Below are 22800 nucleotides of genomic sequence, written 5' to 3' on the forward strand. Positions count from 1 at the left end.
GCCATGGAATTTTTTCGCATCCGCAAAGACATCCCGTTTATGCGGCACGCGCTGCTGCTCAACGCGATCTCGACCGTCACCTTCATCGCCGCGGTGTTTTTTCTTGTCACGCGAGGGCTGAACCTGTCGGTCGAGTTCACCGGCGGGACGGTGATGGAGGTGGCCTACGAGCAGCCGGCCGATCTCGCCGCAGTGCGGCAGGTGGTCGAGTCGCTCGGCTATGCCGAGGTGCCGGTGCAGAACTTCGGCAGCTCGCGCGACGTGCTGCTGCGCCTGCCGGTGCGCGAAGGCAGCACCTCGGGTGAACAAAGCCAGACCCTGCTGTCGGCGCTCAAGGCGCAGAACCCTTCGGTGGAGCTCAGGCGCACGGAATTCGTGGGCCCGCAGGTGGGCCGCGAACTGGTCGAGAACGGGCTGAAGGCGCTGGCCATGGTGATCGTGGGCATCATGATTTACCTCGCCTTTCGTTTCGAGTGGAAGTACGCGGTCGCAGCCATCATCGCCAACCTGCACGATGTGGTCATCATCCTGGGCTTCTTCGCCTTCTTCCAGTGGGAGTTTTCGCTGGCGGTCCTGGCCGCGGTGCTGGCGGTGTTGGGCTATTCGGTCAATGAATCTGTGGTGATTTTTGATCGCATCCGTGAGAGTTTCCGCCGCCACCGAAAAAAGACGACGGTGCAGATCATCGACAACGCCATCACCGCCACCATCAGCCGTACCATCATCACGCACGGCTCCACCCAGATCATGGTGCTGTCGATGTTGTTGTTTGGCGGCCCAACCTTGCATTACTTTGCGCTGGCGCTGACGATTGGCATCCTGTTTGGCATTTATTCCTCGGTGTTTGTCGCTGCGGCCATCGCGATGTGGCTGGGTATCAAACGAGAAGACTTGATCAAGAGCGGGCCCAAGCAAGAGGGTGATCCGGACGATCCGAACGCGGGCGCTGTCGTGTAGTGCCTGCGCGGCCGGGCGGTCGATTTTGGGGGCTAGACCGTGAACTATTTCGCATTCGTGTCATACTGAAAAAATTGTGTCCTCTCCCGATCAGCACGCCTCCTCCTTGGCCAAACAGGCCCGTGAACTCTTTGTGGTTCAGGTAGGACGCATGCTTCCCGATCTGGTCAAGGCCTGCGACAACCGCCTGACGACTGTGCTCGATCAAGCCGGCCCGGCCCGTGAGATGCAGATACGGCGCGATGCCTGGACCGGATTCCAGAACCACCAGACAGCCTGGATCAACCAGAGCCGCAAGGCCATGCAGCGCACTTTGCTGCCCGGCTTTTCCCGCTCCGGGAGCACGACCCCGAGCACGGGCGGTCGCCTGGAACTGGTGGCCGAGGGCGCCATAGACGACCAGATCATGGCGTCGCGGCTGGCGATGCGGGTGCTCGATACTTCGTCCACCGAACTCAACGAATTGCGGCTGCGCATCCAGCACCTGGAAAAACGCCAAGAACTGCCGCGCGGCGACGTGCTGCTGCCCGATGTGACGGCCCGTGTGCTGGTTGACCAGTGGCTTGAGTCCGGCATGACGCGCGAGGCTTGGCAGCTCGTGCAGGACAGCATGGCACCGGTGCTGGGGGCCAAGATGCTGGAGGCCTACAAGGCTGCCAACGAATTCCTGGTTTCCAGCGGAGTTCTGAAGGAAATCGATCTCCAGGCGCTGGTCAAGCGTACGCCAGGCGCGCGCAGCGAAGGCGGGCCTCCTTCTGGACCTGCGGATGGGGGTGGTGTCGGGCATGATGGCGGGCTTTCAGCCGAACGATCTGGCTCAGGCAGGCCCGGCGCAGGCGGTGCACGTTATGGCGCTGCCCGCTCTGTTCAGGGCAGTGGCTTCGACGGAGGGCACGGCGGCGCGGCATCGTCCGGGATGGGCGTGCATGACGAAACCCGGCTCATGACCAGCTCCACACCGTTGGCGCGTGCACGCATGCGGGCGCAAGGGGTGGTGGGCCGCCTCAAGCGCTTGCTGATGGACAAGGTTGGTGGTGACTTCGAGGCCACGCAGCTGATGGCGCCGCCGTCTGCGCGACTGCAGCAGGCCATGGCCCACGCCATGCCCTCGGCCGTGGGGGAAGGCGGTGCGCGCCCCAGCGGCGGTGGTCTGGACGGTAGTGCCGTTGTCATGGGCGCGGTCCACGTGGACCAAGCCGCCACCGAGTTGCGGCAGCGCACGACCGAACTCAAGCAGGCCGCATCCACGCCCACCGAGAAGGCCACCATCGAGGTGGTTGCACTGATGTTCCAGGCCATCCTGGCCGAAGAGCGAATCCCTCCCAGCGTGCGCGTCTGGTTTGCCCGGTTGCAGATCCCGGTGTTGCGCGTGGCACTCGCCGAGCCCGAGTTTTTCAGCGCGCTGCAGCACCCCGCTCGCCGACTGATCGACCGCATGGGCTCGTGTGTGCTTGGTTTTGAATCGAACGTGGGGTCTGCCGCGCTGGAGGCCGAGATCAAGCGCGTGGTGCAGGTGATCGAGCAGTACCCTGAGACCGGTCGGCGCGTGTTCCAGCTGGTATACGACGAATTCCAGAAGTTTCTATCCACGTACCTCAGCGAGCAAGGCAGCGCGAGCCGCTTTGTGAGCGTGGCGCAGCAGGTCGAGCAAAAGGAAACGCTCTCGGTGCAGTACACCATCGAGCTGCGCAAGCTGCTTGACGAGGTGCCGGTGCGCGACGAGGTGCGCGATTTCCTGTTCAAGGTCTGGGTCGAGGTGCTGGCGGTGTCTAGCGTCAAATACGGTTTGAAGCACGAGGAGACGAGCTCGCTCAAGCAGGTGGCTACTGATTTGTTGTGGGCCGCCAGCGCCAAACCCAGCCGCACCGATCGCGCGCGCGTGATCCAGCAACTGCCCAACCTGTTACAGCGCCTGCGCCATGGCATGAGCATGCTGGGCTACACGCCCGGTATGCAGGACGAGCACATCAAGTCGGTGAGCGACATCTTGGCCGATGCTTTCATGTCGCGCACCGAGTCCATCCCCCAGGAAAGCCTGGACCGCCTCTCACAGCGACTGGCTCACCTGGAGGACTACTTGCCCGAGGGCGGTGTGGGCGACCTGGATCTGGACAACGAGAGCATCGAGATGATCACCGGCGTCGATGCCAGCAACATCGAGGTGGTCAACCAGGGTGGCAGCAAGCCCAGCGAAGCCATGCGGGCCTGGGCGGTGGAATTGCAGATCGGGTCCTGGTTCGGACTGGACCACAACGGCAAGTTCAACAGCGTGCAGCTGGCCTGGCGCAGCGAACGCGGTCAGCTCTACATGTTCGTCACCAATGGCGGACGTTGCTTCCTGATCCAGGCCTCCCGTGTCGCGGCTTATCTGCAGGCCGGGCTGCTGGTGCCAAGCGAGGAAGAAGCGCTCACGGTGCGCGCCACCCGCGAGGCCTTGGCCAAGCTGGATGCGAATCCCGAGCGCCTGTTGAGTTAGCCCGCCTCCGCGCCACCGGCGGCGCCACCCCCTTAGGTGGGCGGCACTGGCCGACTGGCCAAGCCAGATCGGCGGTGCTCTTGACCGACTCCCCTGCTGCCCACGGGACTTGGGGCCACCAGCGCAGGAGTGTGCAGCTTGCCTGAGTGCAGACTCAACCCGCTCCAGTCCGCTGCAACAAGCCACCGGGCAGTCGGCCTATTGCGCCTTCAAGTTCCAGCTCCAGCAGCCGCGCCTGCAGCGTGGCGGTGTCTAGGCCGGTGCGGGCCTGCAAGGCGTCGAAGCTCACCGGGTCGAAGCCCATCACGGACAGCAGTCCTTCGGGATCCGTCGGTGAGGGAGCGATGAAATCGTCTCCAGGCGATGCGCCGGGTGAGGTGATGCGCAGGTCTTCCAGGATGTCCTGGGCAGATTCCACCAGCTTCGCACCCTGGCGAATGAGTGCATGGCAGCCGCGCGACTGCGGCGCGTGGATGGATCCTGGAATGGCGAACACCTCGCGCCCCTGTTCCGCGGCCAGTCGGGCGGTGATGAGCGAGCCCGACTGGATCGCGGCCTCCACCACCAGCGTGCCTTGTGACAGGCCGGCAATGAGGCGGTTGCGTTGCGGGAAGTTCGCCGGGAGCGGAGGCGTGCCCAGCGGGTATTCGCTCACGATCGCGCCCTGCGCCGCGATGCGGTGCGCCAGCTCCAGGTGGCGCTTGGGGTAAACGCGATCCAGGCCGGTGCCCACCACCGCAATGGTGGGTGCACCGCCCGCCAGCGCGCCCTCGTGCGCCGCGCCGTCCACGCCAAGCGCCAGGCCGGAGACGATACAGACATCGGCTTCTGCGAGCGCGCGTGCAAACTGTCGGGCGTTCTGTTCACCCTGGGGCGTCGGATTGCGACTGCCCACCACGGCCAGCCGCCGGGGATGGTGCAGGGCGTCGATCTGGCCGGTGACGTAGAGCAGCAGTGGCGGGTCGACCATCTGCAGCAGCTCGGGCGGGAAGCGCGGGTCGCCCAGGGTCAGGAGGTGGCGATTGGCGCCGCTGGCCAGCCACGCCGATGTGGTGGCGACGGTGTCGTCCAGTCCCTCAGACGGGACACACAAAGCCTGCTGCAGCTTGGGGCCGACCACCGCACTCAGCGCGACTGGGCTTTGCTCGAACACCGCTTCGGGGGGACCGAAGGCGGCGAGCAGCTTGCGCGCGGTCTCAGGCCCGACGCCAGGTGTGCCGAGCAGACGCAGCCAGGCGACCAGCTCGTCCGGCGTCACGACGGGCTCAAGGGTTGGTGAAGCGGTCGCCCACTTTGACGCCGTCCCGGATGTCCAGCACCAGGGCGTAAGACAGTCGGTCGAAGGTCTGGAACACCATCATCAGACCATTGCGCTCGCCAGGCAGGCGAAGCGTGGGGCGGGCGTCGTCGGTTTTGTCGGTCAGCGTGCTGGTTTCACGCAGCAGCGCCAGCACATGGCCGCGCTCGATGCCGTCGACCTTGCCGCGGTTGATCACCACCACTTGGTTCTGGGCCGCAAAGGTCACCGCATTGCCTTGACCGACTGAAACGATCTGGCCAGTCTGCACGCCGCTGGGCGCACTCGGCACGTAGTTGGAGAGCAGGCGTTCCGGCTCCGGTAGCATGCGGTCGCCTACCCGCATTTCTTCCTTGGCCGCCACGATATCGATGGTGGCTGGAATCAGCTCGGTCTGCACCTTGCCATCGGCATCGGCCATCTGGCGCGACGTTTCGCCACGCTCCAGCTGGGCCTTGCCCAAGTACTGGGCCTCGTAACCGAGGATTTGACCGGTGGTCGGGTCCTTGAGCGGGGTGGCATTGCGGAAAACGCGGAAGTCGCGCGGCTTGCCCTCGTCCATGCTCAGCGGTTCGCCGGGCTCGCCGCTGCTGTAAGCGCCGCGGGCATAGGCACGGTCGCCCCGGCTCAGCAGCACACGCGTCTCAGGCGTGGCGACGATGCGCGGTGCACGGGCCAGCGTGGTCTCGTCCACGATCAGGGACGAGGTCAGGAAGGCTTCGATGGCCTGCAGCGAGATTGGGGGAACCGCCGAATCGCTCAGTCCTTCCGAGCGGATGCGCGGAGAGACCTTGACCGTCTCGATATCACCGCCAGGACCCCGCGTGGACAGGGTGGCTCGGCCATTGGCCTTGATCAGATACAGCACCTGGTTGGGGAAGATCAAGTGGGGATTGCGGATGTCTTGCAGGTTCATGCCCCAGAGCTCGGGCCAACGCCACGGGCTCTTGAGGAACACGCCCGAGATAGCCCACAGCGTGTCGCCGCGTTTGATGGTGTAGCTGTCAGGCGCGTTGGGGGCGAGCTCGGACAGGGGCACACCGGCTTCGGCCACCTGGTTCGCCGTGGCGCGCTGGCCTGGCGTGATTGGAAAGTTGGGTACGCTCTGGGCCCATGTTTGGCCGGTCAGCAGGGCGGCCGCCAGGGCGCTCAAGCCGGCCAGCGGACGCAGGCGGTGCAGTGGGGAACGTTGAGCAGGCGGGACGGTCTGGAATGGCATGTGTGGGCCCTGGGGCATGCGCGGCTGCTCAGACGTTGCGCCGGCACTGGGCCTGACAGCGAAGAAGCAGCAGCATTTTGGTCTTGACAAAGCGCTTTTGATTCTGCGCCCAAGCCTTTGATTAGGCAATGTTTCTGGACAAGCGTAGCCGCGCAGCCGACGAAAATTGGCGAAAATAGCGACAAATTCACCACCCTGTTCCCTCGAGAGCACCGCGCCCGGACCGCCCGTCACCGACGAGCGGTTTTGAGCACCGTCGGACCTGATCGCATGACTTCCGCCCAGCCGTTACCCATTCTCTGTTACCCCGATCCTCGCCTGCACACAGTTGCCCGTCCGGTGGAGGCGGTCGATGCGCGCATCCGCGAACTCGCCGAGCGCATGTTCGCCACCATGTACGAAGCCAATGGCATTGGCCTGGCGGCCACTCAGGTCGATGTGCATGAGCGTCTCATCGTCATCGATGTGAGCGAAGAGCGCGACCAGCCTCAGGTGCTGATCAACCCACAGATCGAGTGGGCCAGCGAAGAAACCCGAAAAGGCGAAGAAGGCTGCCTCTCGGTGCCCGGCATTTACGACGGTGTCGAGCGATCGGTGGCGATTCGTGTGCGTGCGCTCGATCTCAGCGGCGCTGAGCGCAGCATCGAGGCCGAAGGCATGCTGGCGGTGTGCATCCAGCACGAGATGGACCACCTGATGGGCAAGGTATTTGTGGAATACCTGTCGCTGCTCAAGCGCAACCGCATCAAGAGCAAGCTCCTCAAGGCACAGCGCGAGGCGGAGCGGGATTGATGAGCTGGGTGGAGCGCGCCCTCGCCATGGGGCTGATCACGCTGCTGGCGGGCTGCGCCCTCATGCCCGAGCGTGTGCCGCTGGGCGCCACGCGCAGTGAGATCGAAAGCCGGCTCGGGAGCCCGACGGGGGTGTATGGGCTGGCCGATGGCACGCGATTGCAGTACTCGCGCCAGCCCGCTGGTCAGCAGGTCTACAACCTCGATCTCGACGCTGCCGGCCGCCTGCGCCAGACCGAGCAGGCGATGGAAAGCGCCCGGCTGGAGCGCATCCCGGTCAACCAATGGACGCGACAAGAAGCGCTGCTCCACCTAGGCCGCCCGGCGATCATTGAGCGGGTGGCGAGTTTTGAGGGCGTGCTCTGGACCTACCGGTTTCAGGAAATGAACAACCCGCGCTTTGTGCACCTGTATCTGGATGCCGCTGGTGTGGTGCGGCGCGTGAGCTTCAGCGACGAGCCTTTGCCAGACGATCTGTTCGACATGGCGCGCTGAGTCAACTCGGCCCGCGTTCCTCTCCCGATCCCATGAAAATCATTTTTGCCGGTACCCCGGCCTTTGCGCGCTCGGCACTGGAGCGTCTGCAGGCCGCCGGGTTTGAGGTGGTGCTGGTGCTGACGCAGCCCGACCGGCCTGCGGGGCGCGGCATGAAGCTGCAGGCCTCGCCGGTCAAACAGCTCGCGCTGGAACATGGCCTGCCGGTAGCGCAGCCGCGCAGCCTGCGCCTTGACGGCAAGTACCCGGAGGACGCTGCCGCAGCACGTGACGCCATTGCCGCGGCACGCGCCGACGCCATGGTGGTCGCCGCCTACGGCCTGATCTTGCCTCAGTGGGTGCTAGACGCGATGAGCGTCGCCGGGCCGCCTCAAGACGCTCAAGCGCCCTTGGGGGGCAGCGCACCTCGCGAAGCGGGAGGCGTGGGGGTGAGAAAGCTGGGTTGCTTCAACATCCACGCCTCGCTGCTGCCGCGATGGCGAGGTGCTGCGCCCATTCACCGCGCCATTGAAGCAGGTGACGCGCAAACCGGCGTGACCATCATGCAGATGGACGCCGGGCTCGACACCGGCGACATGCTGCTGGCCGAGCCGATGGCCATTCGGTCCGACGACACCACCGCGAGCCTGCACGACCGGCTCGCCGATCTCGGTGCGCGCCTCATGGTCGAGGCGCTGGAGCTGGCCGCCTGCGGTGGCCTGCGCCCGGTGCCGCAGCCTGCCGAGGGCGTGACCTATGCCAACAAAATCGAGAAAGCCGAGGCCGCGATCGACTGGCGAGAGCCGGCGGAGGTGATTGCGCGCCGCGTCCGCGCATTCGATCCGTTTCCTGGTGCACAGGCCGCGCTCGCGGGCGAGACGATCAAGCTCTGGTCGGCGCGCGCGCAGCCCGCCGCCGAGGCCGGTGTGCCGGGTCAGGTGTTGGCGGTGGACGCTGACGGCATCCGGGTCAAGACCGGCGAGGACGTGCTGGTGATCACCGAGTTGCAACGCCCAGGCGGCAAGCGCCTGGCCGCGGGCGAGTTCCTGCGCGGCCAGCGCCTGGAAGCGGGTCAGGTGCTTGACGCTGCGGTTACCAGGGATCCGCGCTGATGTTTTTTCTCAAGGAAGTGCGGCAACAGCCCGAATTCTGGGAGGGCGTGCGCGACCAGAGCAACGTCTCCATGGGCATTGCCGCCTGGGGCCTAATGACCGGCGTGGCCATGGTGGCGGCTGGGCTGTCGGTGCTGGAAGCGGTGTTGATGACGCTGATCGTTTTCGCCGGCAGCGCCCAGCTGGCCGCGGTGCCCATGCTGATGGGCGGCGCGCCGATCTGGGTGATCGTGGCCGCGGCCTTTTGTGTGAACCTGCGATTCGTGGTGTTCTCGGCCCACCTGCGGCCTTACATGATGCACTTGCCCTTGTGGCAGCGACTGGTCAGCGGCTATGTGATGGTCGACCTGACCTATGTGTTTTTCACCCGGCGCTTTCCCGTGCCGGGTGTCACGCCGCAGGAACGGCTCAGTCAGCAGGCCTACATGATGGGCAACTGCGCCATCAATTACGTGGCCTGGATGGGCGCCAGCCTGATCGGCATCGCCTTGTCCAACGCGATTCCCACCGCCTGGGGTCTGGGCTTTGCCGGCATTCTGGCGCTGGTGGGTGTGCTCGCGTCCATGGCCAGCACGGGGCTGCGCATGGTCTCGGTGGGCGTGGCGGGCACCGCCGCCGTGGCGGCGTGGGCACTGCCCTTGAAGCTCAACATCGTGGTGGCGATCGCCAGCGCGGTGGCGGTGTGCCTGGTGATCGAAGCGGTGCGGGCGCCACGCGGTCCCGCGGGAGCCCGCGGTGTTTGAGCTCGACCTGCGCACCCTGGCCATCATCCTCGCGCTGGGTGTGGTGAGCGTGCTCACGCGCAGCCTGTTTTTCATCTCCAGCCGGCCCTGGACCTTGCCACGCTGGGCCCAGCGCGGCCTGAACTACGCGCCCATCGCCGCGCTGGCGGCCGTGGTCATTCCCGAGATCGTGATGGCGCAGGGTGCCTTGGTCACCACCTGGCAGGACGCGCGGCTGTTCGCCGTGGTCGCAGGCCTGGCCTGGTTCGCCTGGCAACGCGGCGTGCTCGGCACCATCATCGCGGGCATGGCGGTCTACCTGCCGCTGCACATTTACCTCGGCTGGTAGGCCCGTCTCCCCCTCGCTGCGCCGCTGTGCGGGTCGCGTCCGCGCTCCACTGTCGCTCAGGCCTTGGCCATCCAGGGCCGTGCCGCCAGCCAGCCGGCCCACGACACGCTGCCGCAGATCAGCAGCGTCCACAGCGTGTGGCTGGGAAAGTGGGCGCCGCGCAGGGTTTGCGTCGCGCCAGCGGTGAGGCCAGCGAGCACCAGAAAGGCCAGCCAGCGCAGGCCGGCGTCGGGCTTGCGATGCGCTGTGCGTGGCGGCGCCAGCCAGGGAAGGCACAAGCCTACGAAGGCGAACGCGCTGGACGCGTGGCCACCAGGAAAGCAGCGCCCCGACCCGCCATCGACCTGGCCCAGCGCCCAGTGGGACACGTAGCGCGCGCTGCCCCCAAAGGCCTGCAAGTCCCAGGGGCAGCTCGTCAGGCTGTTGAGCTTGACCAGGTTGACGGCGAGCAAGCTGAGCAAGACCAGCAGAATGACGGTCCAGCGCTCGCGCCGTGGCAGGTCCATGGCGGCCAGGCGCGGCTGGTTCCAGCGGGCTGGCCACAGTGCCCACACGCCCATCAGCAACAAGAGACCTGCAAAAAATTGCCGCCAACCTTCGTGAAACACCTGCAACAGCAACCACTGGTTTCGCAGCGAAAACCCGCTGGGTGAACCGATCCACTGCATCAACGGCAAATCGCCCCCACTGGCGTCCCAGGCCAGCGTGGCCAGCAGCAACATGACCAGCCAGCGCGTGACCGGGTGGCGCCAGGCAGTGGAGGCAGTGTTGGTCGTGAGGACGGCGGCAGGAGGCATGCGGCGCGAGTGTCCACGTGCTGCGTTAAGCCGCGCTTAACCCCGAGCGAGATAATCGTTGGCAACGCGTCATGCCGACGCGTGTCAACCCAACACACGAATCCGATGCGCGCCCTGGTGGTGGAAGATGATCCCGGCATTGCCAATGGCCTGGCGGCCACGCTGCGCAAGGCGGGCTATGCCGTGGACGTGTGCGGCGCGCTGTCTCCCGCCTGGGCGGCGCTGAGTGTGGAGCCGTTCGACGTGATGCTGCTCGATCTGGGCCTGCCCGACGGTGACGGCCTGGACCTGTTGGCACGCGTGCGAGGCGACGGACGCGCTCAAGCGCACGACCGCTTGCCCCATGCGGACATGCCGGTGCTGATCATGACGGCGCGCGATGGCGTGAGCGACCGCGTGAGCGGCCTGGACAGCGGTGCCGACGATTACATCGTCAAACCCTTCGACTCCACCGAGCTGCTGGCGCGCCTGCGGGCCATGCTGCGGCGCGCCGGCGGCCGCAGCAATCCGGTGATCGAACACGGCGACCTTGTGCTCGACCCTGCCGCCCACACGGTGCACCGCGCCGGCGAGCTGGTGGCCCTGGGCGGCAAGGAGTTTGCGCTGCTGCTCACGCTGTTGCAGGCACGGCCCAATGTGTTGTCCAAGTCGCGGCTGGAGTCGGCGCTTTACGGTTTCGGCGAAGCGCTGGAAAGCAACGCGCTGGAGGTGCACGTGCACCACTTGCGGCGCAAGCTAGGCGAGTCGCTGATCAAGACCGTGCGAGGTGTGGGCTACTTTGTGCCGCCGGTGGTGGGCGCCGCCGACCGACCGCGCAAGACATGACTGCCGCCGCGCCCAACCCGCTGCGCCCTCGCGAGTCTGTCCCAGCCGAGCGCCCCGCGCTTTGGCGTCACCTCTGGCTCTGGACTTTTGGTGCCGTGCTGGCGGTGTGGATCACGCTGGTGGCGGTGGCGGTGTCGACCGGTTTTCGCGAGGCGCGCAAGTTCATCGACGGCCAGCTGGTGGCCACAGCCCAGCTCTGGCTGGCGACCGCTCCCGCAGACGCTGTGACACCACCGCCCGGGATCGTTGGGGTTGACGACGAATACATCCCCGATCTGGCGGTGCTGGCCTGGACCAATGGCGCGCTCGATACCGATACCCACCAGCTGGCGAAGGGCCTGGCGCTGGATCGCCTGAGCCGTCCTGGCCTGACCGATGTGGTCTATACCAACGGCAACGGACCGCGAGACTGGCGCGCCTATGTGGCCGAACAATCCCAGGGCGAGCGGGTGCGGCGTGTGGCTGTGCTGGTGGACAAGCGCGAGCGCAACACCCTGGGTCTGGACATTGCCGAGCATGTGGCCCTTCCTGCCCTGCTGCTGCTGCCATTGGTGGCGCTGGTGCTGTGGTGGACCATCCGCCGTGGCTTGCGGCCACTGGAGCGGCTCTCCCGAGAGGTCGGCGAGCTGGACAGCGCTGCCGGTCAGCGGCTCAACACCGAGCACCGCCACCGAGAGTTCGTGAGCACAGTCTCGGCCATTAACACCCTGGTCAGCAGTCTGCAGGCACAGGCCCAGCGCGAGCGCGAGTTTGCGTCCGACGTGGCACATGAGTTGCGCACGCCCCTGACGGCTATCACCTTGCAAGCGGGTGCCGCGCAGCACGAGCCCACGCCCGAGCGCCTGGCCCAGTTGGAGCAAGAGTCGTTGCGTGCCGGGCGCATCCTGTCTCAGTTGCTCGACCTGGCACGGGCGCAACGCAGCGAGGGGGGGGCTGGTGAGCTGACCCCAGTGGATATTGCCGAGGTGGCCGGGCAGCTCGTAGCGACTCACGCGCCGCTGGGTCATGCCAGCGGGCACGAGCTTTCGCTGCAGTCGCCCGATGTCCCGGTGGCGGTGCGCGTTTCGCCCTTGCTGCTCGAGCTTGCCCTGCGCAACCTGATCGCCAACGCCTTGCGCCACACGCCACCTGGCACCCAGGTGGAGGTCGAGGTCTGGCGGCGTGGCGGTGAGTTTGGCGTGTCGGTGAGCGACGACGGCCAGCGCGCGGGCGCACCGGCGCCTTCGGTCGCCGCCGCGCCAGGCCAGGCGGGCGGTCTGGGTCTGGGCCTGCGCCTGGTCGAGCGCATGGCCGAGCAGATGGGTGCGCGTCTGGAGCGGTCCACCGGCCAGCCACCCATGACCACCTGCTTCACGCTGCGCTGGCCCGCCTGACGCTCGGGCAAGGACACATAAGGTTGATTTAACACCGGCTGCCCACACTGGACTCGCCAGGTTGTTCTGGCGCCAGTCCGTGTGCCATGACCGCCTTGTCTCCGAGTGTGCCCAGAAGCCCCCGATTGCCCACCATGGGCGCCGCCGAACGCCGCCCCATGCATGCCGTCTGGCTGATCGCGCTGTGGCTGGCCGGGCCGGGCAACCTGCCGTTGTGGCAGCGCATCTTCGCGCTGGAGGGCACGCTGGCGCACCGTCTGGTGCTGCTGGCGGGCCTGGGGCTGGTGGTGACGGCGGCCACCGCCGCTCTGCTCTCGCTGCTGGCCTGGCCGCGTGTGTTCCGACCGGCCGCCACGCTGCTGGTGCTGGTGGCTGCGTTCAACACCCACTTCATGTGGCAGTACGGCGTGGTGATGGACCCGACCATGCTGGCCAACGTGGCGCACACCGACGTGCGCGAGGTGCGCGACCTGCTCTCGCTGCACCTGGTGGGCACGGTGTTGCTGGTGGCCGGGCCGCCGCTGTGGTGGCTCTGGCACCGGCCGGTGGTCTCGCGGGTCTGGTGGGCGCAGACGGGGCGTAACCTGACCGGTGTGGTCGTGGGCCTGCTGGTGATGGTGGGCGCAGGCCTGGCGAGCTATCAGGGGCTGGCTTCGCTGATGCGCAACCACAAAGACGTTCGCTACATGATCAACCCGCTCAACAGCGTTTACGCTGCCACCCGCGTCGCCGCGGACCAGTTGCCGCCGCAGGTGCGCACCCTGCAACCCACGGGTGAAGACGCCACGCTTGGTGCGAGCTACGCCACCCAGGTCCGGCCGCCTCTGCTGATGCTGGTGGTGGGCGAGACCGCCAGAGCCGAGAACTGGGGACTGAATGGTTATGCCCGCGAGACCACGCCCGCTCTGCGGCGCTGGCAGGAGCAAAGCGGTCTCGTCAATTTTCCCCAGGTGCGCTCTTGCGGCACCAACACCCAGGTGTCGTTGCCCTGCATCTTTTCGCCGCTCACCCGCGAAGACGGTGGCGACAAGACGCCAACGCAGGAAAACCTGCTCGACGTGTTGCAACGCGCCGGTCTCGCCGTGCTCTGGCTGGACAACCAGTCGGGTTGCAAGGGCATCTGTGATCGCGTGTCCCATGCGAGCACTTCCGAGTTGAACCTGCCCGGCCTGTGCGAAGGCGGCGAGTGTTTTGATGAAGCCATGCTCCACGGGCTGGACGAGCGCATCGCCGCACTCGACCCAGTGCGGCGCGCGCGGGGCGTGGTGCTGGTGATGCACCAGATGGGCAGTCATGGGCCAGCCTATTCCAAGCGCACGCCAGTCGACCGCAAGCCCTTCCTGCCCGAGTGCACGAGCAACACGCTCTCGGCCTGCGCGCCCGAGCAGCTGGTCAATGCTTACGACAACACCATCGCCTACACCGACCATTTCCTGGGCCAGTCGCTGCAATGGCTGCAGCAGCAGTCCACCGAAGGCCGCTTCGATACCGGGATGATCTACGTGTCCGACCACGGCGAGTCATTGGGCGAAAACGGGCTGTACCTGCATGGCGTGCCCTATGCGTTTGCGCCTGATCAGCAAACCCATGTGCCCATGGTGGGATGGCTTTCCCCTGCGCTGCAGCAGCGCAGCGGCGTGAGCATCGACTGCCTGCGCCAGCAGGCGGCGGCACGGCTGTCGCACGACAACGTGTTTCACACCGTGCTGGGGTTGATGGATGTGTCCACGCAGGCACGCGACAATGCGCTCAACGTTGTCGCACCCTGCCGTTCATGAATCCGATCGATCAGCAACTTTTTCTCTGGCTTAACCTCAACGACCAGGCCCCCGCCTGGCTGATGCAGCTGGCCTTGTTCGGCAGCACGGTCTGGCCCAAGGTGATGCTGGTGGGCGTGTTGCTGGCGCTGGTGCTGGGTCCACCCCGGTGGCGCCGCGCGGCGCTGCATGCATTGCTGGCCATGTTGCTGGTCTGGCTCATCGTGCGCGGCATCTCCAGCGCCTGGCCCATGCCACGGCCCTTTGTGCTCGGCATGGGGCAGCAGTGGCTGGCCAAAGAGCCTTCGCCCAGTTTCCCGAGCAGTCACGCGGCCATTGCCTGGGCGGTGGGTGTGGCGGCTTGCTGGTGGGCAACTCACCCGATGGCCCGCACAGCGCTGCTGCTCAGCGCTTTGCTCATCGCCTGGAGCAGGGTGGCGCTGGGCCTGCATTTCCCCTCTGACACGGTCGCTGGCATCGTGTTGGGTGTGCTTTCGGCATGGGCCGCCCTGTACCCCACGCGCCTGCTCGCGAGCCGGCTGGGCCGGGGCTTTCGGGAAGACCGCCCTGCTGCCCTGCCGCCCGCCGCCTGAGGTGGTCTGGCCCGCTGCAAGGGCTCAGGCCGAAGCCGGTGCCGCTGGCAGGTTCAGCTGAGCCCGCAGCCCACCCAGCGGGCTCTGGTCCAGTTCGAGTGACCCGCCGTACAGATCTGCCAGCTCGGCCACGATGTGCAGGCCCAGTCCTGAGCCTGGCCCCGACTCATCGAGCCGAATCCCGCGAGCCAGCGCCGCGCTGCGCTGCTCCGGCGCGATGCCCGGCCCGTCGTCGTCAAGGGTGATCAGCAGCCGGTCACCCGATTGATTGGCGTTCACGGCCACTTCGGTGTTGGCCAGGCGCCCCGCGTTGTCCAGCAAGTTGCCCAGCATGTCCTGCAGGTCCTGGGCCTCGCCCGCGAAAAACAGCGCCGCCGTCGCCGGGGCTCGCCAGTGCAGTCCGCGCGCTGCGTGGACCTTGCCCATCACCCGCAGCAGCCCCTGCAGCACCGGCTCGAACTCGGTTCGCTGGCCGGGCAGGCCCTGCGTGACGGCTGCGCGCGCCCGCGCCAGGTGCCAGTCGAGCTGACGCTGCGCCACCGCGACCTGCTCGCGCACCAGGGCGGGCAGCGCGGCGCGCTCGGCCGGGTGGTTGGCCGCCTGCGCCATCACCGCCAGCGGCGTCTTGAGCGCATGCGCCAGATTGCCCGCCTGGGTGCGTGCGCGTGCCGTGGTCTCGGCGTTGCGGTCCAGCACCGTGTTGAAGTCGTGGATCAGGGGCTGCAACTCGTCGGGGAACGCGCCTTGCAACCTTGGCTCGTAGCCGTCACGCACCCGGTTGAGCGCACCCTGCAAGGCCTTGAGCGGCGCCAGCCCCACCGTCACCTGTGCCAGCGCTGCCAGCACCAGCAGCAGCCCCAGCCCAGCCAGCGAGAGCGCCAGCATGCGGTTGAAATCGTCGACGGCCAGCTCGGTAGACGCCAGGTCGCTGGCCACCACCAGGCGCCAGCCGGTCCCTGGTGTGAGGCTGGTGCGCACCGTGCGCTCCACCATCAGCATGGGCCTGCCTTGCGGGCCGATGCCCTGGTGCACGTGGCGCCGACCGTCTTGCAGCACATCGGCCTGCAGCGTCAGGCTGTCGTCCCAGAGCGAGCGCGAGCGCAGCGCGGCACTGCGCGTCTGACCGTCTGGACTGAGCTGGTCGACTTGCCAGTAAAGGCCCGAGTAGGGTCGTTCCCAGCGCGGGTCAGAGAGCCGTTGCTCGTCGATCTGGGGCTGGCCTTGTGCGTCCACCTCCAGCCGCGCGGTGAGCTGGTCGAGCTGGTTGGTGAGCGTGGTTTCGAACTGCCGCATCACATGCTCCCGAAACAGCCCGCCGAGCAGCAGACCCGCCAGCACCAGCGCCACGCTCAGCGCGACCAGCGTGGCCGCCAGCAGCCGAAACCGCAGCGAGCCGGTGCGGCCCCAGGGTCGGGTGGCGGTTTTGGATGGCAATCGAGAAACCTCCGGAATGAGGCGGATTCAGGCTGGTGAGACAAGGCGGTAGCCTTGGCCGCGCACGGTCTCGATCATGGCCACTGGCAGCTTCTTGCGCAGCCGGCCGACGAACACCTCGATGGTGTTGGAGTCGCGGTCAAAGTCTTGCGCGTACAGGTGCTCGGTGAGCTCGGTGCGCGAGACCACCGCGTCGGGCCGGTGCATGAGGTAGGCCAGCAGTTTGTACTCGTGGCTGGTGAGCGCCACCGGGTCGCCAGCCACGGTCACGCGCCCGCTGCGGGTGTCCAGCGCCAACGCGCCACATTGCAGCAGCGGGGACGCCAGGCCACTGGCGCGGCGAATCAGCGCGCGCAGTCGCGCCAGCAGTTCTTCCATGTGAAAGGGTTTGCTCAGATAGTCGTCGGCGCCAGCGTCGATGCCGGCCACCTTTTCGCTCCAGTTGTCGCGCGCGGTCAGGATCAGCACGGGCATCGTGCGCCCGGCGGCGCGCCAGCGCTGCAAAACAGTCAGGCCGTCGAGCTGGGGCAGACCGAGGTCGAGCAGCACCGCATCGAAGGACTCGGTCTCGCCGAGAAACTGGGCATCGCGCCCATTGTCGGCCTCGTCCACCACATAGCTGGCGCCTTCCAGCGCTTGCTTGAGTTGTCGGCGCAGGGTGGGTTCGTCTTCGACCAGCAGCAATCTCATCGTCGTATTCTGCTGCGCAACACCTCGGCGGTGCGGGCGTCGAGCTCCAGTTTCAACAGCTGGCCATCAGCCTGCAGCAGCTTGATCTCGTAGTACCAGGCGCCATCCTCCCGCTCCAGCTCCACTTCCAGCACCTGTCCCGGGTGGGTGGTCGCTAGCTTGTCGAGCACGGCAGGCAGGGGCATCACCTGCCCTGCCTGCACCGCCTGGCGTGCGCGCTCCTGATCGCGGTCGCTTGCCTGGGCCAGCGGCGGGGCGAGCATAGCGGCCAGCGCCGCGACGGTCAGAGCGGCTTTCAGCCTGAGAAATACAGTGAACATGGTTTGACTCCTGAGCAGACCGTGGGAGGCCCGGTACAGCGCTGATGTTCGGTCCTTCAGTCTGAACGCAGGATGAACGCCGGCTTCAGCTTGCGTACAGGCACGTTTTTTCATGATCACGGCTCCTCACCTTGCTGGAGTCTGCATGAGCCCTCTTTCCCCTGTCCGGTTCCCGTTGTTCCACGGCGCCAGCCGAGTCGTTCCCATCGCGCTGGCGCTGCTGGCTGGTCCCGCCTTCGCGGCCGACACGACAGCCGCCGAGCAACTCGACCGTTGGAGCGCCCAGGCCGGTGCGCCAGGCCGCGTTGACGCAGGGCGCAGCTTCTTCAACCGCACCCACGGCAGCGAATGGTCGTGTGCATCCTGCCACGGCACCCCTCCCACCGAGGCTGGCAAGCACGCCAGCACCGGCAAGCGCATCGCGCCCATGGCGCCAGCCTTCAACACTCATGCATTCACCGACAGCGCCAAGGCGGACAAGTGGTTTCGCCGCAACTGCAAGGACGTGGTGAGCCGCGAGTGCAGTGCGACGGAAAAAGCCGATGTGCTGGCCTACCTGCTCAGCCTCAAGCCCTGAAACTCCTCAAAGCCTCAACCGGAGCACACCATGCCAGCCACCCGAATCCTGATTGTCACCACCGTACTCAGCGCGTTTGGCCTCACCACCGTGCACGCCGACAGCGACCGCCTGATGCCGCGCGACATGCCCAAGGCCTACACGCAGGAATGCGCTGCCTGCCACACCGCCTACCCGCCGGCGTTGCTGCCGGCGGCTTCCTGGAAGCGCATCATGAGCGGCCTCGACAAACACTACGGCACCGACGCTTCGCTGGATGACGCGACCGTGCAGTCGCTCAGCACCTGGTTGCAGGCCCATGCTGGAAGCTACCGCCGAGTGACCGATGCGCCTCCCGAAGACCGCATCACGCGCTCAGCCTGGTTTGTGCGCAAGCACCGCGAGCTCAACCCGTCGATCTGGCAACACACCAGCATCAAAAGCGCGGCCAACTGCATCGCCTGCCACACCGGCGCTGACCAGGGCAATTTCGACGACGACAGCGTGCGCCTGCCGGCCGACCTGCGTGGCCGCAAGGGCGTGGGTCTGCGCTCCTCCGATGACTGATCCCCACGACTGAACCACGGAAGTCCCCATGTCGACCACACCCACTCTCGATGCCCTGGCGCAAGCGCCTCGGGCCGCCGCTGCCAGCAGCAGCGCGAATCGCCGTCTCGTCACAGACGCGCCCACACGTGTGTTTCATGCGCTGTTCGCGCTGTGTTTCCTCGGTGCCTACCTCACCGCCGATGGCGAGCGTTGGCGGCTTCTGCACGTCACGCTCGGCTACACCATGGCCGGCCTGCTGGCCTTTCGTGTGCTCTACGGCGTGTTCGGGCCCCGACACGCCGGCCTGGGCCTGCTGTGGCGCAAGCTGTCGAGTGCCCCGGCCTGGTGGCGCTCGCTGCGCGCTGCGCCGATGGCGGTCAATTGGCGCCAGGGGCAAAACCTGCTCATGGCCCTGGCCGTGATTGCGCTGATGGCCCTGGTGCTTCCGCTCACGCTCAGCGGCTACGCCACCTACAACGAATGGGGCGACGTCCTCGGTGGCGACCTGGTGGCCGAGCTGCACGAATGGCTGGGCGAAGCCTTGCTGGTGGTGGTGCTGGCCCACATCGGACTGATCGCGGGACTTAGCCTTCTGCGGCGCAAGAACCAGGCGCTGCCCATGCTCACTGGTCGGGTGCAAGGCCCGGGGCCGCACCTGGTGCAGAAGAACCGCGCCTGGCTGGCCGCCTTGCTGCTGCTGGCCGTGCTGGCCTTTGGGGCCTGGCAATGGCAGCAGTCGCCCAGTGGCCTGATCCCGAGTGCGGCCTGGAGTGGCGGCGACTCCGGGCATGACCGGCACGGGGATGACGACGACTGAACCGGTGCCGTTCCGCTTCCGGCCCTTGCAACAGGAGGCGCGCAGAACAACCTGCCTGTGTGTTCTGCATGGATTCGTCAACGACCACGCCGCCAGCACGGTGTGCCCCTGCATGGGCGCTGTCCGCGAGCGCAACTCGACCAGGACCGCCTTCGCCAGGGTCCCGGTGTGAGCGCTTGAGCGGGGAGGGCGGCCAACGTCGCTGGGTGGCGCCGCCATCTTGCGGATGGGCCATGTGGTCCGCAGTAGCATGCATGGCATCCATCCCGCTGCCGCATGAACAAAGACGATCCCCCCGGCCTAAGTCCTGAAACAGCCGCGCAGCGCCTGCGCGAAGACGGCCCCAACGAGCTTGGCGTGAGCCAGCGCCGCACCCTGCTCGACATGGCCTGGGACGTGGTGCGCGAGCCCATGTTCCTGCTGCTCATGGGCGCGGGCTCGATCTACCTGGCCATGGGCGACGCCCACGAGGCCATGATCCTGCTCGGTTTCGTGGTCATCATCATGGCCGTCACGGTCTTGCAGGAGCGCCGAACCGACAACGCGCTGGAAGCCCTGCGCGATCTCTCCAGCCCGCGCGCGCTGGTGCTGCGCGGTGGCGAGACGCTGCGCATACCGGGCCGCGAGGTAGTGCGCGACGATGTGCTGTTGCTGGCCGAGGGTGACCGCGTTCCGGCCGACGGCGACTTGCTGCAGGCGCACGAGCTCGCCACCGACGAATCCATGCTCACCGGCGAGTCCGAGGCCGTGGCCAAGCAGCTGCCAGAGGGCCGGGTGTTCGCCGGCACCATGGTGGTAAGCGGACAGGGCATGGTGCGTGTGACGGCGACCGGCCGCCACACCGAGCTCGGGCGCATCGGGCAATCGCTGCAGAGCATCGAGCTGCAGGCATCGCCCTTGCGGGAAGAAATGGCACGGCTCACGCGCCGACTGGTGGTCATCGGCGTGGTGCTGTGCGTGCTGCTGTCCGGGTTGTTCTGGATGCTGCGTGGCGGCTGGCTGGAAGCGGTGCTGGCCGGCATCACCCTGGCCATGGGCATCCTGCCGCAGGAGCTGCCGGTGATCATGATCGTGTTTCTCGCGCTGGCCGCGCGCCGCCTCGCGTTGCAGCAGGTGCTCACCCGCCGGCTCAACGCCATCGAGACCCTGGGCCAGACCACGGTGCTGTGTGTCGACAAGACCGGCACCCTCACCCAGAACCGCATGGCGGTGGCCGTCCTGTGTGTTGGCGAGCAGACGCTGGACGCGCGTGAGCTCCCGCCCGACAGCCTGCCAGAACCCTTTCACGAGCTGCTCGAGTACGCCGTGCTCGCCAGCGAGATCGATCCGCACGATCCGATGGAGCAGGCCTTCCATCTCCTGGCGCGCCGGCAGCTCGAGAACACCGAACATCTGCATCCGCAGTGGACTCTCGCCCGTGAATACGAGCTGTCACCCGCACTGCTCGCGATGAGCCACCTCTGGCAAGGCCGCGAGACGCCCCATGACGTGGTGGCCGCCAAGGGCGCGCCCGAAGCTGTGGCTGACCTGTGCCATCTGTCCGCCGAGCAACTCGCGCAGGTCACGGCGCAGGCTGTGACCATGGCGGATCGGGGTCTGCGCGTGCTCGGTGTGGCCAAAGCGGGCCATCGCGAGGGGCACGACTGGCCCGACATCCAGCACGATTTCGATTTCGAGTGGGTGGGGCTGGTCGGCTTGGCCGACCCGCTGCGGCCTGAAGTGCCCGAGGCCGTGTCGCAATGCCGGCGTGCCGGCATCCGCGTGGTGATGATCACCGGTGACCACCCGCGCACAGCCGCGGCCATTGCTGCGCAGGCTGGCATCGAGACCACTGGGGTGGTGACCGGGGACGAGCTGGCCGCCATGGACCCCGACACCTTGGGGCAGCGGGTGACCGCCGTGAACGTGTTTGCCCGCGTCAAGCCACATCAGAAGCTGGCACTGGTGGAGGCGTTGAAGTCACAGGGCGAGGTGGTGGCCATGACGGGCGACGGTGTTAACGACGCACCCGCGCTCAAGGCGGCGCACATCGGCATCGCCATGGGCCAGCGCGGCACCGATGTGGCGCGCGAAGCCGCGTCGCTGGTGCTGCTCCAGGACAACTTTTCGTCCATCGTAGGCGCCATCCACCGCGGCCGCCGAACCTTTGCCAATCTGCGTCAGGCCATGGTCTACACGCTGGCTGTACACGTGCCCATCATCGGGCTGGCGCTGCTGCCGGTGCTGTTCGGTCTGCCGCTGGTGCTGGCCCCTTTGCACATCGCCTTTCTGGAACTGGTGATCGACCCGGCGTGCTCGCTGGTGTTCGAGGCCGAAGAAGGCGATGGTGACCTTATGGAGCGGCCGCCACGCCGCACCTCGGAGCCCTTGCTGTCCATCTCACACGTGGGCCTGAGCCTGCTGCAAGGCGGGCTGGCCACGGCTGCGGTGGTTGGCCTGTATGCGGGCCTGCTGAGTCAGGGGCTGGACGCTGGCATGGCCAGCACCGCCGCCTTCGTGGTGCTGGTCAGCGCCAATGCCGTGCTGATCCTGCCCAGCCGCTCGAGCCAGATGCGCTGGAAAACGCTGCTGTCCGGATTGACGTCCACCAGCGTCTGGGTCCTGATCGGCACCTTGCTGGCACTCGCGGCAGTGACCAATTTGCCGCCAGTGGCGCGGGCCTTTGGCTTTGCGGTGCTCGCACCTGGACACTGGCTGGCGGCGCTGGCCGCGGGTTGCAGCCTGCTGCTGCTCTATCAGGTGAGCAAGGTGCTGATGGCTCGCGCGATGCGCCACTGGGCGACGGCTTGAGCATGGCACGGGCCTGACGGTCTTCCGGATAGGTCATGCTACAAGGCCAAGCCTGCCGACCTCGGCAGGCTTGGCCTTGTGAGGCCGGTGCGACTTCAGCGACGGCTACCGCCGGAACCGGAACCGGATCCGCCACCAGAACCAGAACCAGAACCACCGCCGGTGTTCGCATCGGTGCTGGCCGATCCCATGGTGTCAAAGTCCAGGTCCAGGTGGGGCGAGTCGGCGTCCTGCAAGTTCTGGTCGATCATTCCCCAAGTGTCTGCGTCAATGATCGCTTCGGCCGGGTGGTGTGCAAAGGCCGAAAACGAAGTGAGCAGGGAAGCGATCACGGCAGCTTGAATGGTCTTTTTCATCTCAATGTTCCTTTTAAAAAAATGGACAGAACCGTCGATTCCTGAGGCCCATGCGTCCGTTGATTCAGCGGTTGCAAGTCCAAGGTGATCTTTGGTGGTGCCTATCTTCTAAAACCGGCGTGTCTTGTGCATGTCGGGCGGGTGTCAGCGTGTGCCGGCGCGTGTCTTCGCCTGTGCACCGTCGCAGTGATGTCCTTGGCCGGCCCGCACCGGGAAGCCTCCAGGCGCACGCTGGTTCAGCAGTCGATGGGCCATGCAGACCAGTCCTCATTCAGCGTTCAGGGTGCCGGACTGCACGAGCAATGGCTTGTGCCTGCGGCGGGCTTTCCTACAATCGACAAGTTAGGCCCTGACGACCCGTGCCGTCGGGGCTCCTCTCCACCGCCCACCGGTACCCACCATGCAATTCATCCGTTTTTCCGACCTCTGCTCACAAGGCCAGGCCAAGGGCAAGCGTGTCTTCATCCGAGCCGACCTCAATGTGCCGCAGGACGACAGCGGTCACATCACCGAAGACACCCGCATCCGCGCCAGCATCCCCGCCAT

23 protein-coding genes are annotated in these 22800 nt (G+C 66.6%); 16 read left to right on the top strand and 7 right to left on the bottom strand.

Features of this window, described 5'->3' with window-relative positions; translation table 11 throughout:
- Positions 1-3 precede the first annotated feature (3 nt).
- Positions 4-957: a protein translocase subunit SecF gene (gene secF, locus GPT34_RS09130; RefSeq protein ID WP_291011328.1), complete on the top strand. Its 954-nt coding sequence runs from the start codon at positions 4-6 to the stop codon at positions 955-957.
- 76 nt (positions 958-1033) lie between these two features.
- Positions 1034-3433, top strand: coding sequence for a DUF1631 family protein (locus GPT34_RS09135; RefSeq protein WP_291011330.1), 2400 nt, complete (start codon positions 1034-1036; stop codon positions 3431-3433).
- 154 nt (positions 3434-3587) lie between these two features.
- On the opposite strand, the gene dprA is transcribed toward GPT34_RS09135, so the two are convergent.
- Together dprA and GPT34_RS09145 are read right to left on the bottom strand one after the other, a co-directional pair.
- Positions 3588-4691, bottom strand: coding sequence for a DNA-processing protein DprA (dprA, locus tag GPT34_RS09140; RefSeq protein WP_291011332.1), 1104 nt, complete (start codon positions 4689-4691; stop codon positions 3588-3590).
- Between the two features lie 7 nt (positions 4692-4698).
- On the bottom strand, positions 4699-5949 hold the full coding sequence (locus tag GPT34_RS09145) for a LysM peptidoglycan-binding domain-containing protein (RefSeq protein ID WP_291011334.1): 1251 nt from the start codon (positions 5947-5949) through the stop codon (positions 4699-4701).
- Between the two features lie 270 nt (positions 5950-6219).
- Here GPT34_RS09145 and def point away from each other — a divergent pair, with 270 nt between their 5' ends.
- Genes def through GPT34_RS09170 form a run of 5 tightly spaced genes read left to right on the top strand, consistent with a single transcriptional unit; the run spans position 6220 to position 9397 of the window.
- Positions 6220-6741: a peptide deformylase gene (gene def / locus GPT34_RS09150; RefSeq protein ID WP_291011336.1), complete on the top strand. Its 522-nt coding sequence runs from the start codon at positions 6220-6222 to the stop codon at positions 6739-6741.
- Positions 6741-7235 (top strand): hypothetical protein, encoded by a 495-nt coding sequence (locus tag GPT34_RS09155; protein ID WP_291011338.1) that lies wholly within the window; start codon positions 6741-6743, stop codon positions 7233-7235. The genes def and GPT34_RS09155 overlap by 1 nt, the downstream gene beginning before the upstream one ends.
- A 32-nt stretch (positions 7236-7267) precedes the next feature.
- The gene (fmt, locus tag GPT34_RS09160) at positions 7268-8326 is read left to right on the top strand and encodes a methionyl-tRNA formyltransferase (RefSeq protein ID WP_291011340.1); all 1059 of its coding nucleotides are present in this window, start codon (positions 7268-7270) and stop codon (positions 8324-8326) included.
- Positions 8326-9069 (top strand): AzlC family ABC transporter permease, encoded by a 744-nt coding sequence (locus GPT34_RS09165; protein ID WP_291011342.1) that lies wholly within the window; start codon positions 8326-8328, stop codon positions 9067-9069. Before fmt ends, GPT34_RS09165 begins: the two co-directional genes overlap by 1 nt.
- The gene (locus tag GPT34_RS09170) at positions 9062-9397 is read left to right on the top strand and encodes an AzlD domain-containing protein (RefSeq protein ID WP_291011343.1); all 336 of its coding nucleotides are present in this window, start codon (positions 9062-9064) and stop codon (positions 9395-9397) included. The genes GPT34_RS09165 and GPT34_RS09170 overlap by 8 nt, the downstream gene beginning before the upstream one ends.
- Positions 9398-9453: 56 nt before the next feature.
- Here GPT34_RS09170 and GPT34_RS09175 read toward each other — a convergent pair whose 3' ends face one another.
- A complete protein-coding gene (locus GPT34_RS09175) occupies positions 9454-10194 on the bottom strand; it encodes a phosphatase PAP2 family protein (RefSeq protein ID WP_291011345.1) in 741 nt (246 codons plus the stop codon).
- Between the two features lie 105 nt (positions 10195-10299).
- On the opposite strand from GPT34_RS09175, the gene GPT34_RS09180 reads away from it, so the two are divergent.
- The 4 genes from GPT34_RS09180 (at position 10300) to GPT34_RS09195 (ending at position 14742) form a co-directional block, all read left to right on the top strand.
- The gene (locus tag GPT34_RS09180) at positions 10300-11019 is read left to right on the top strand and encodes a response regulator transcription factor (protein ID WP_291011347.1); all 720 of its coding nucleotides are present in this window, start codon (positions 10300-10302) and stop codon (positions 11017-11019) included.
- The gene (locus GPT34_RS09185) at positions 11016-12392 is read left to right on the top strand and encodes an ATP-binding protein (RefSeq protein ID WP_291011349.1); all 1377 of its coding nucleotides are present in this window, start codon (positions 11016-11018) and stop codon (positions 12390-12392) included. Before GPT34_RS09180 ends, GPT34_RS09185 begins: the two co-directional genes overlap by 4 nt.
- A gap of 134 nt (positions 12393-12526) precedes the next feature.
- Positions 12527-14170 (top strand): phosphoethanolamine--lipid A transferase, encoded by a 1644-nt coding sequence (locus GPT34_RS09190; protein WP_291011351.1) that lies wholly within the window; start codon positions 12527-12529, stop codon positions 14168-14170.
- Positions 14167-14742 (top strand): phosphatase PAP2 family protein, encoded by a 576-nt coding sequence (locus tag GPT34_RS09195; RefSeq protein WP_291011353.1) that lies wholly within the window; start codon positions 14167-14169, stop codon positions 14740-14742. The genes GPT34_RS09190 and GPT34_RS09195 overlap by 4 nt, the downstream gene beginning before the upstream one ends.
- 24 nt (positions 14743-14766) lie before the next feature.
- Here GPT34_RS09195 and GPT34_RS09200 read toward each other — a convergent pair whose 3' ends face one another.
- From GPT34_RS09200 to GPT34_RS09210, 3 genes are read right to left on the bottom strand one after another with little or no spacing between them, the layout of a single operon-like run.
- Positions 14767-16176: a sensor histidine kinase gene (locus tag GPT34_RS09200; protein ID WP_291011355.1), complete on the bottom strand. Its 1410-nt coding sequence runs from the start codon at positions 16174-16176 to the stop codon at positions 14767-14769.
- A gap of 27 nt (positions 16177-16203) precedes the next feature.
- On the bottom strand, positions 16204-16866 hold the full coding sequence (locus GPT34_RS09205; RefSeq protein ID WP_291011358.1) for a response regulator transcription factor: 663 nt from the start codon (positions 16864-16866) through the stop codon (positions 16204-16206).
- Positions 16863-17300 carry a PepSY domain-containing protein gene (locus GPT34_RS09210; RefSeq protein WP_291011361.1) on the bottom strand — a complete coding sequence of 146 codons (438 nt, stop codon included), beginning with the start codon at positions 17298-17300 and terminating at the stop codon, positions 16863-16865. Before GPT34_RS09210 ends, GPT34_RS09205 begins: the two co-directional genes overlap by 4 nt.
- A 31-nt stretch (positions 17301-17331) precedes the next feature.
- Here GPT34_RS09210 and GPT34_RS09215 point away from each other — a divergent pair, with 31 nt between their 5' ends.
- The 4 genes from GPT34_RS09215 (at position 17332) to GPT34_RS09230 (ending at position 21898) form a co-directional block, all read left to right on the top strand.
- Complete coding sequence (locus tag GPT34_RS09215) at positions 17332-17763, top strand: DUF1924 domain-containing protein (protein WP_291011363.1); 432 nt, start codon at positions 17332-17334, stop codon at positions 17761-17763.
- Positions 17764-17793: 30 nt separating this feature from the next.
- Positions 17794-18309 carry a diheme cytochrome c gene (locus tag GPT34_RS09220; protein WP_291011365.1) on the top strand — a complete coding sequence of 172 codons (516 nt, stop codon included), beginning with the start codon at positions 17794-17796 and terminating at the stop codon, positions 18307-18309.
- Positions 18310-18337: 28 nt separating this feature from the next.
- Positions 18338-19108, top strand: coding sequence for a cytochrome b/b6 domain-containing protein (locus tag GPT34_RS09225; protein ID WP_291011367.1), 771 nt, complete (start codon positions 18338-18340; stop codon positions 19106-19108).
- Between the two features lie 276 nt (positions 19109-19384).
- The gene (locus tag GPT34_RS09230) at positions 19385-21898 is read left to right on the top strand and encodes a cation-translocating P-type ATPase (RefSeq protein ID WP_291011369.1); all 2514 of its coding nucleotides are present in this window, start codon (positions 19385-19387) and stop codon (positions 21896-21898) included.
- 95 nt (positions 21899-21993) lie between these two features.
- On the opposite strand, the gene GPT34_RS09235 is transcribed toward GPT34_RS09230, so the two are convergent.
- Positions 21994-22254, bottom strand: a complete 261-nt coding sequence (locus GPT34_RS09235) for a hypothetical protein (protein ID WP_291011371.1) — start codon at positions 22252-22254, stop codon at positions 21994-21996.
- 400 nt (positions 22255-22654) lie between these two features.
- Here GPT34_RS09235 and pgk point away from each other — a divergent pair.
- On the top strand, positions 22655-22800 hold a 146-nt coding region (gene pgk / locus GPT34_RS09240), incomplete at its 3' end, for a phosphoglycerate kinase (protein ID WP_291011379.1).

The sequence above is a fragment of the Hydrogenophaga sp. genome (assembly GCF_011390835.1).
Classification (GTDB): domain Bacteria; phylum Pseudomonadota; class Gammaproteobacteria; order Burkholderiales; family Burkholderiaceae_C; genus Hydrogenophaga.

Coding starts and splice junctions, on each gene's coding strand:
- fmt (WP_291011340.1), top strand. CDS start 7,268: ATGAAAATCATTTTTGCCGGTACCCCGGCCTTTGCGCGCTCGGCACTG.
- GPT34_RS09195 (WP_291011353.1), top strand. CDS start 14,167: ATGAATCCGATCGATCAGCAACTTTTTCTCTGGCTTAACCTCAACGAC.
- secF (WP_291011328.1), top strand. CDS start 4: ATGGAATTTTTTCGCATCCGCAAAGACATCCCGTTTATGCGGCACGCG.
- GPT34_RS09205 (WP_291011358.1), bottom strand. CDS start 16,866: ATGAGATTGCTGCTGGTCGAAGACGAACCCACCCTGCGCCGACAACTC.
- GPT34_RS09155 (WP_291011338.1), top strand. CDS start 6,741: ATGAGCTGGGTGGAGCGCGCCCTCGCCATGGGGCTGATCACGCTGCTG.
- GPT34_RS09175 (WP_291011345.1), bottom strand. CDS start 10,194: ATGCCTCCTGCCGCCGTCCTCACGACCAACACTGCCTCCACTGCCTGG.
- GPT34_RS09165 (WP_291011342.1), top strand. CDS start 8,326: ATGTTTTTTCTCAAGGAAGTGCGGCAACAGCCCGAATTCTGGGAGGGC.
- GPT34_RS09225 (WP_291011367.1), top strand. CDS start 18,338: ATGTCGACCACACCCACTCTCGATGCCCTGGCGCAAGCGCCTCGGGCC.
- GPT34_RS09185 (WP_291011349.1), top strand. CDS start 11,016: ATGACTGCCGCCGCGCCCAACCCGCTGCGCCCTCGCGAGTCTGTCCCA.
- GPT34_RS09210 (WP_291011361.1), bottom strand. CDS start 17,300: ATGAAAAAACGTGCCTGTACGCAAGCTGAAGCCGGCGTTCATCCTGCG.
- GPT34_RS09235 (WP_291011371.1), bottom strand. CDS start 22,254: ATGAAAAAGACCATTCAAGCTGCCGTGATCGCTTCCCTGCTCACTTCG.
- GPT34_RS09190 (WP_291011351.1), top strand. CDS start 12,527: ATGGGCGCCGCCGAACGCCGCCCCATGCATGCCGTCTGGCTGATCGCG.
- def (WP_291011336.1), top strand. CDS start 6,220: ATGACTTCCGCCCAGCCGTTACCCATTCTCTGTTACCCCGATCCTCGC.
- GPT34_RS09230 (WP_291011369.1), top strand. CDS start 19,385: ATGAACAAAGACGATCCCCCCGGCCTAAGTCCTGAAACAGCCGCGCAG.
- GPT34_RS09145 (WP_291011334.1), bottom strand. CDS start 5,949: ATGCCATTCCAGACCGTCCCGCCTGCTCAACGTTCCCCACTGCACCGC.
- GPT34_RS09215 (WP_291011363.1), top strand. CDS start 17,332: ATGAGCCCTCTTTCCCCTGTCCGGTTCCCGTTGTTCCACGGCGCCAGC.
- GPT34_RS09220 (WP_291011365.1), top strand. CDS start 17,794: ATGCCAGCCACCCGAATCCTGATTGTCACCACCGTACTCAGCGCGTTT.
- GPT34_RS09180 (WP_291011347.1), top strand. CDS start 10,300: ATGCGCGCCCTGGTGGTGGAAGATGATCCCGGCATTGCCAATGGCCTG.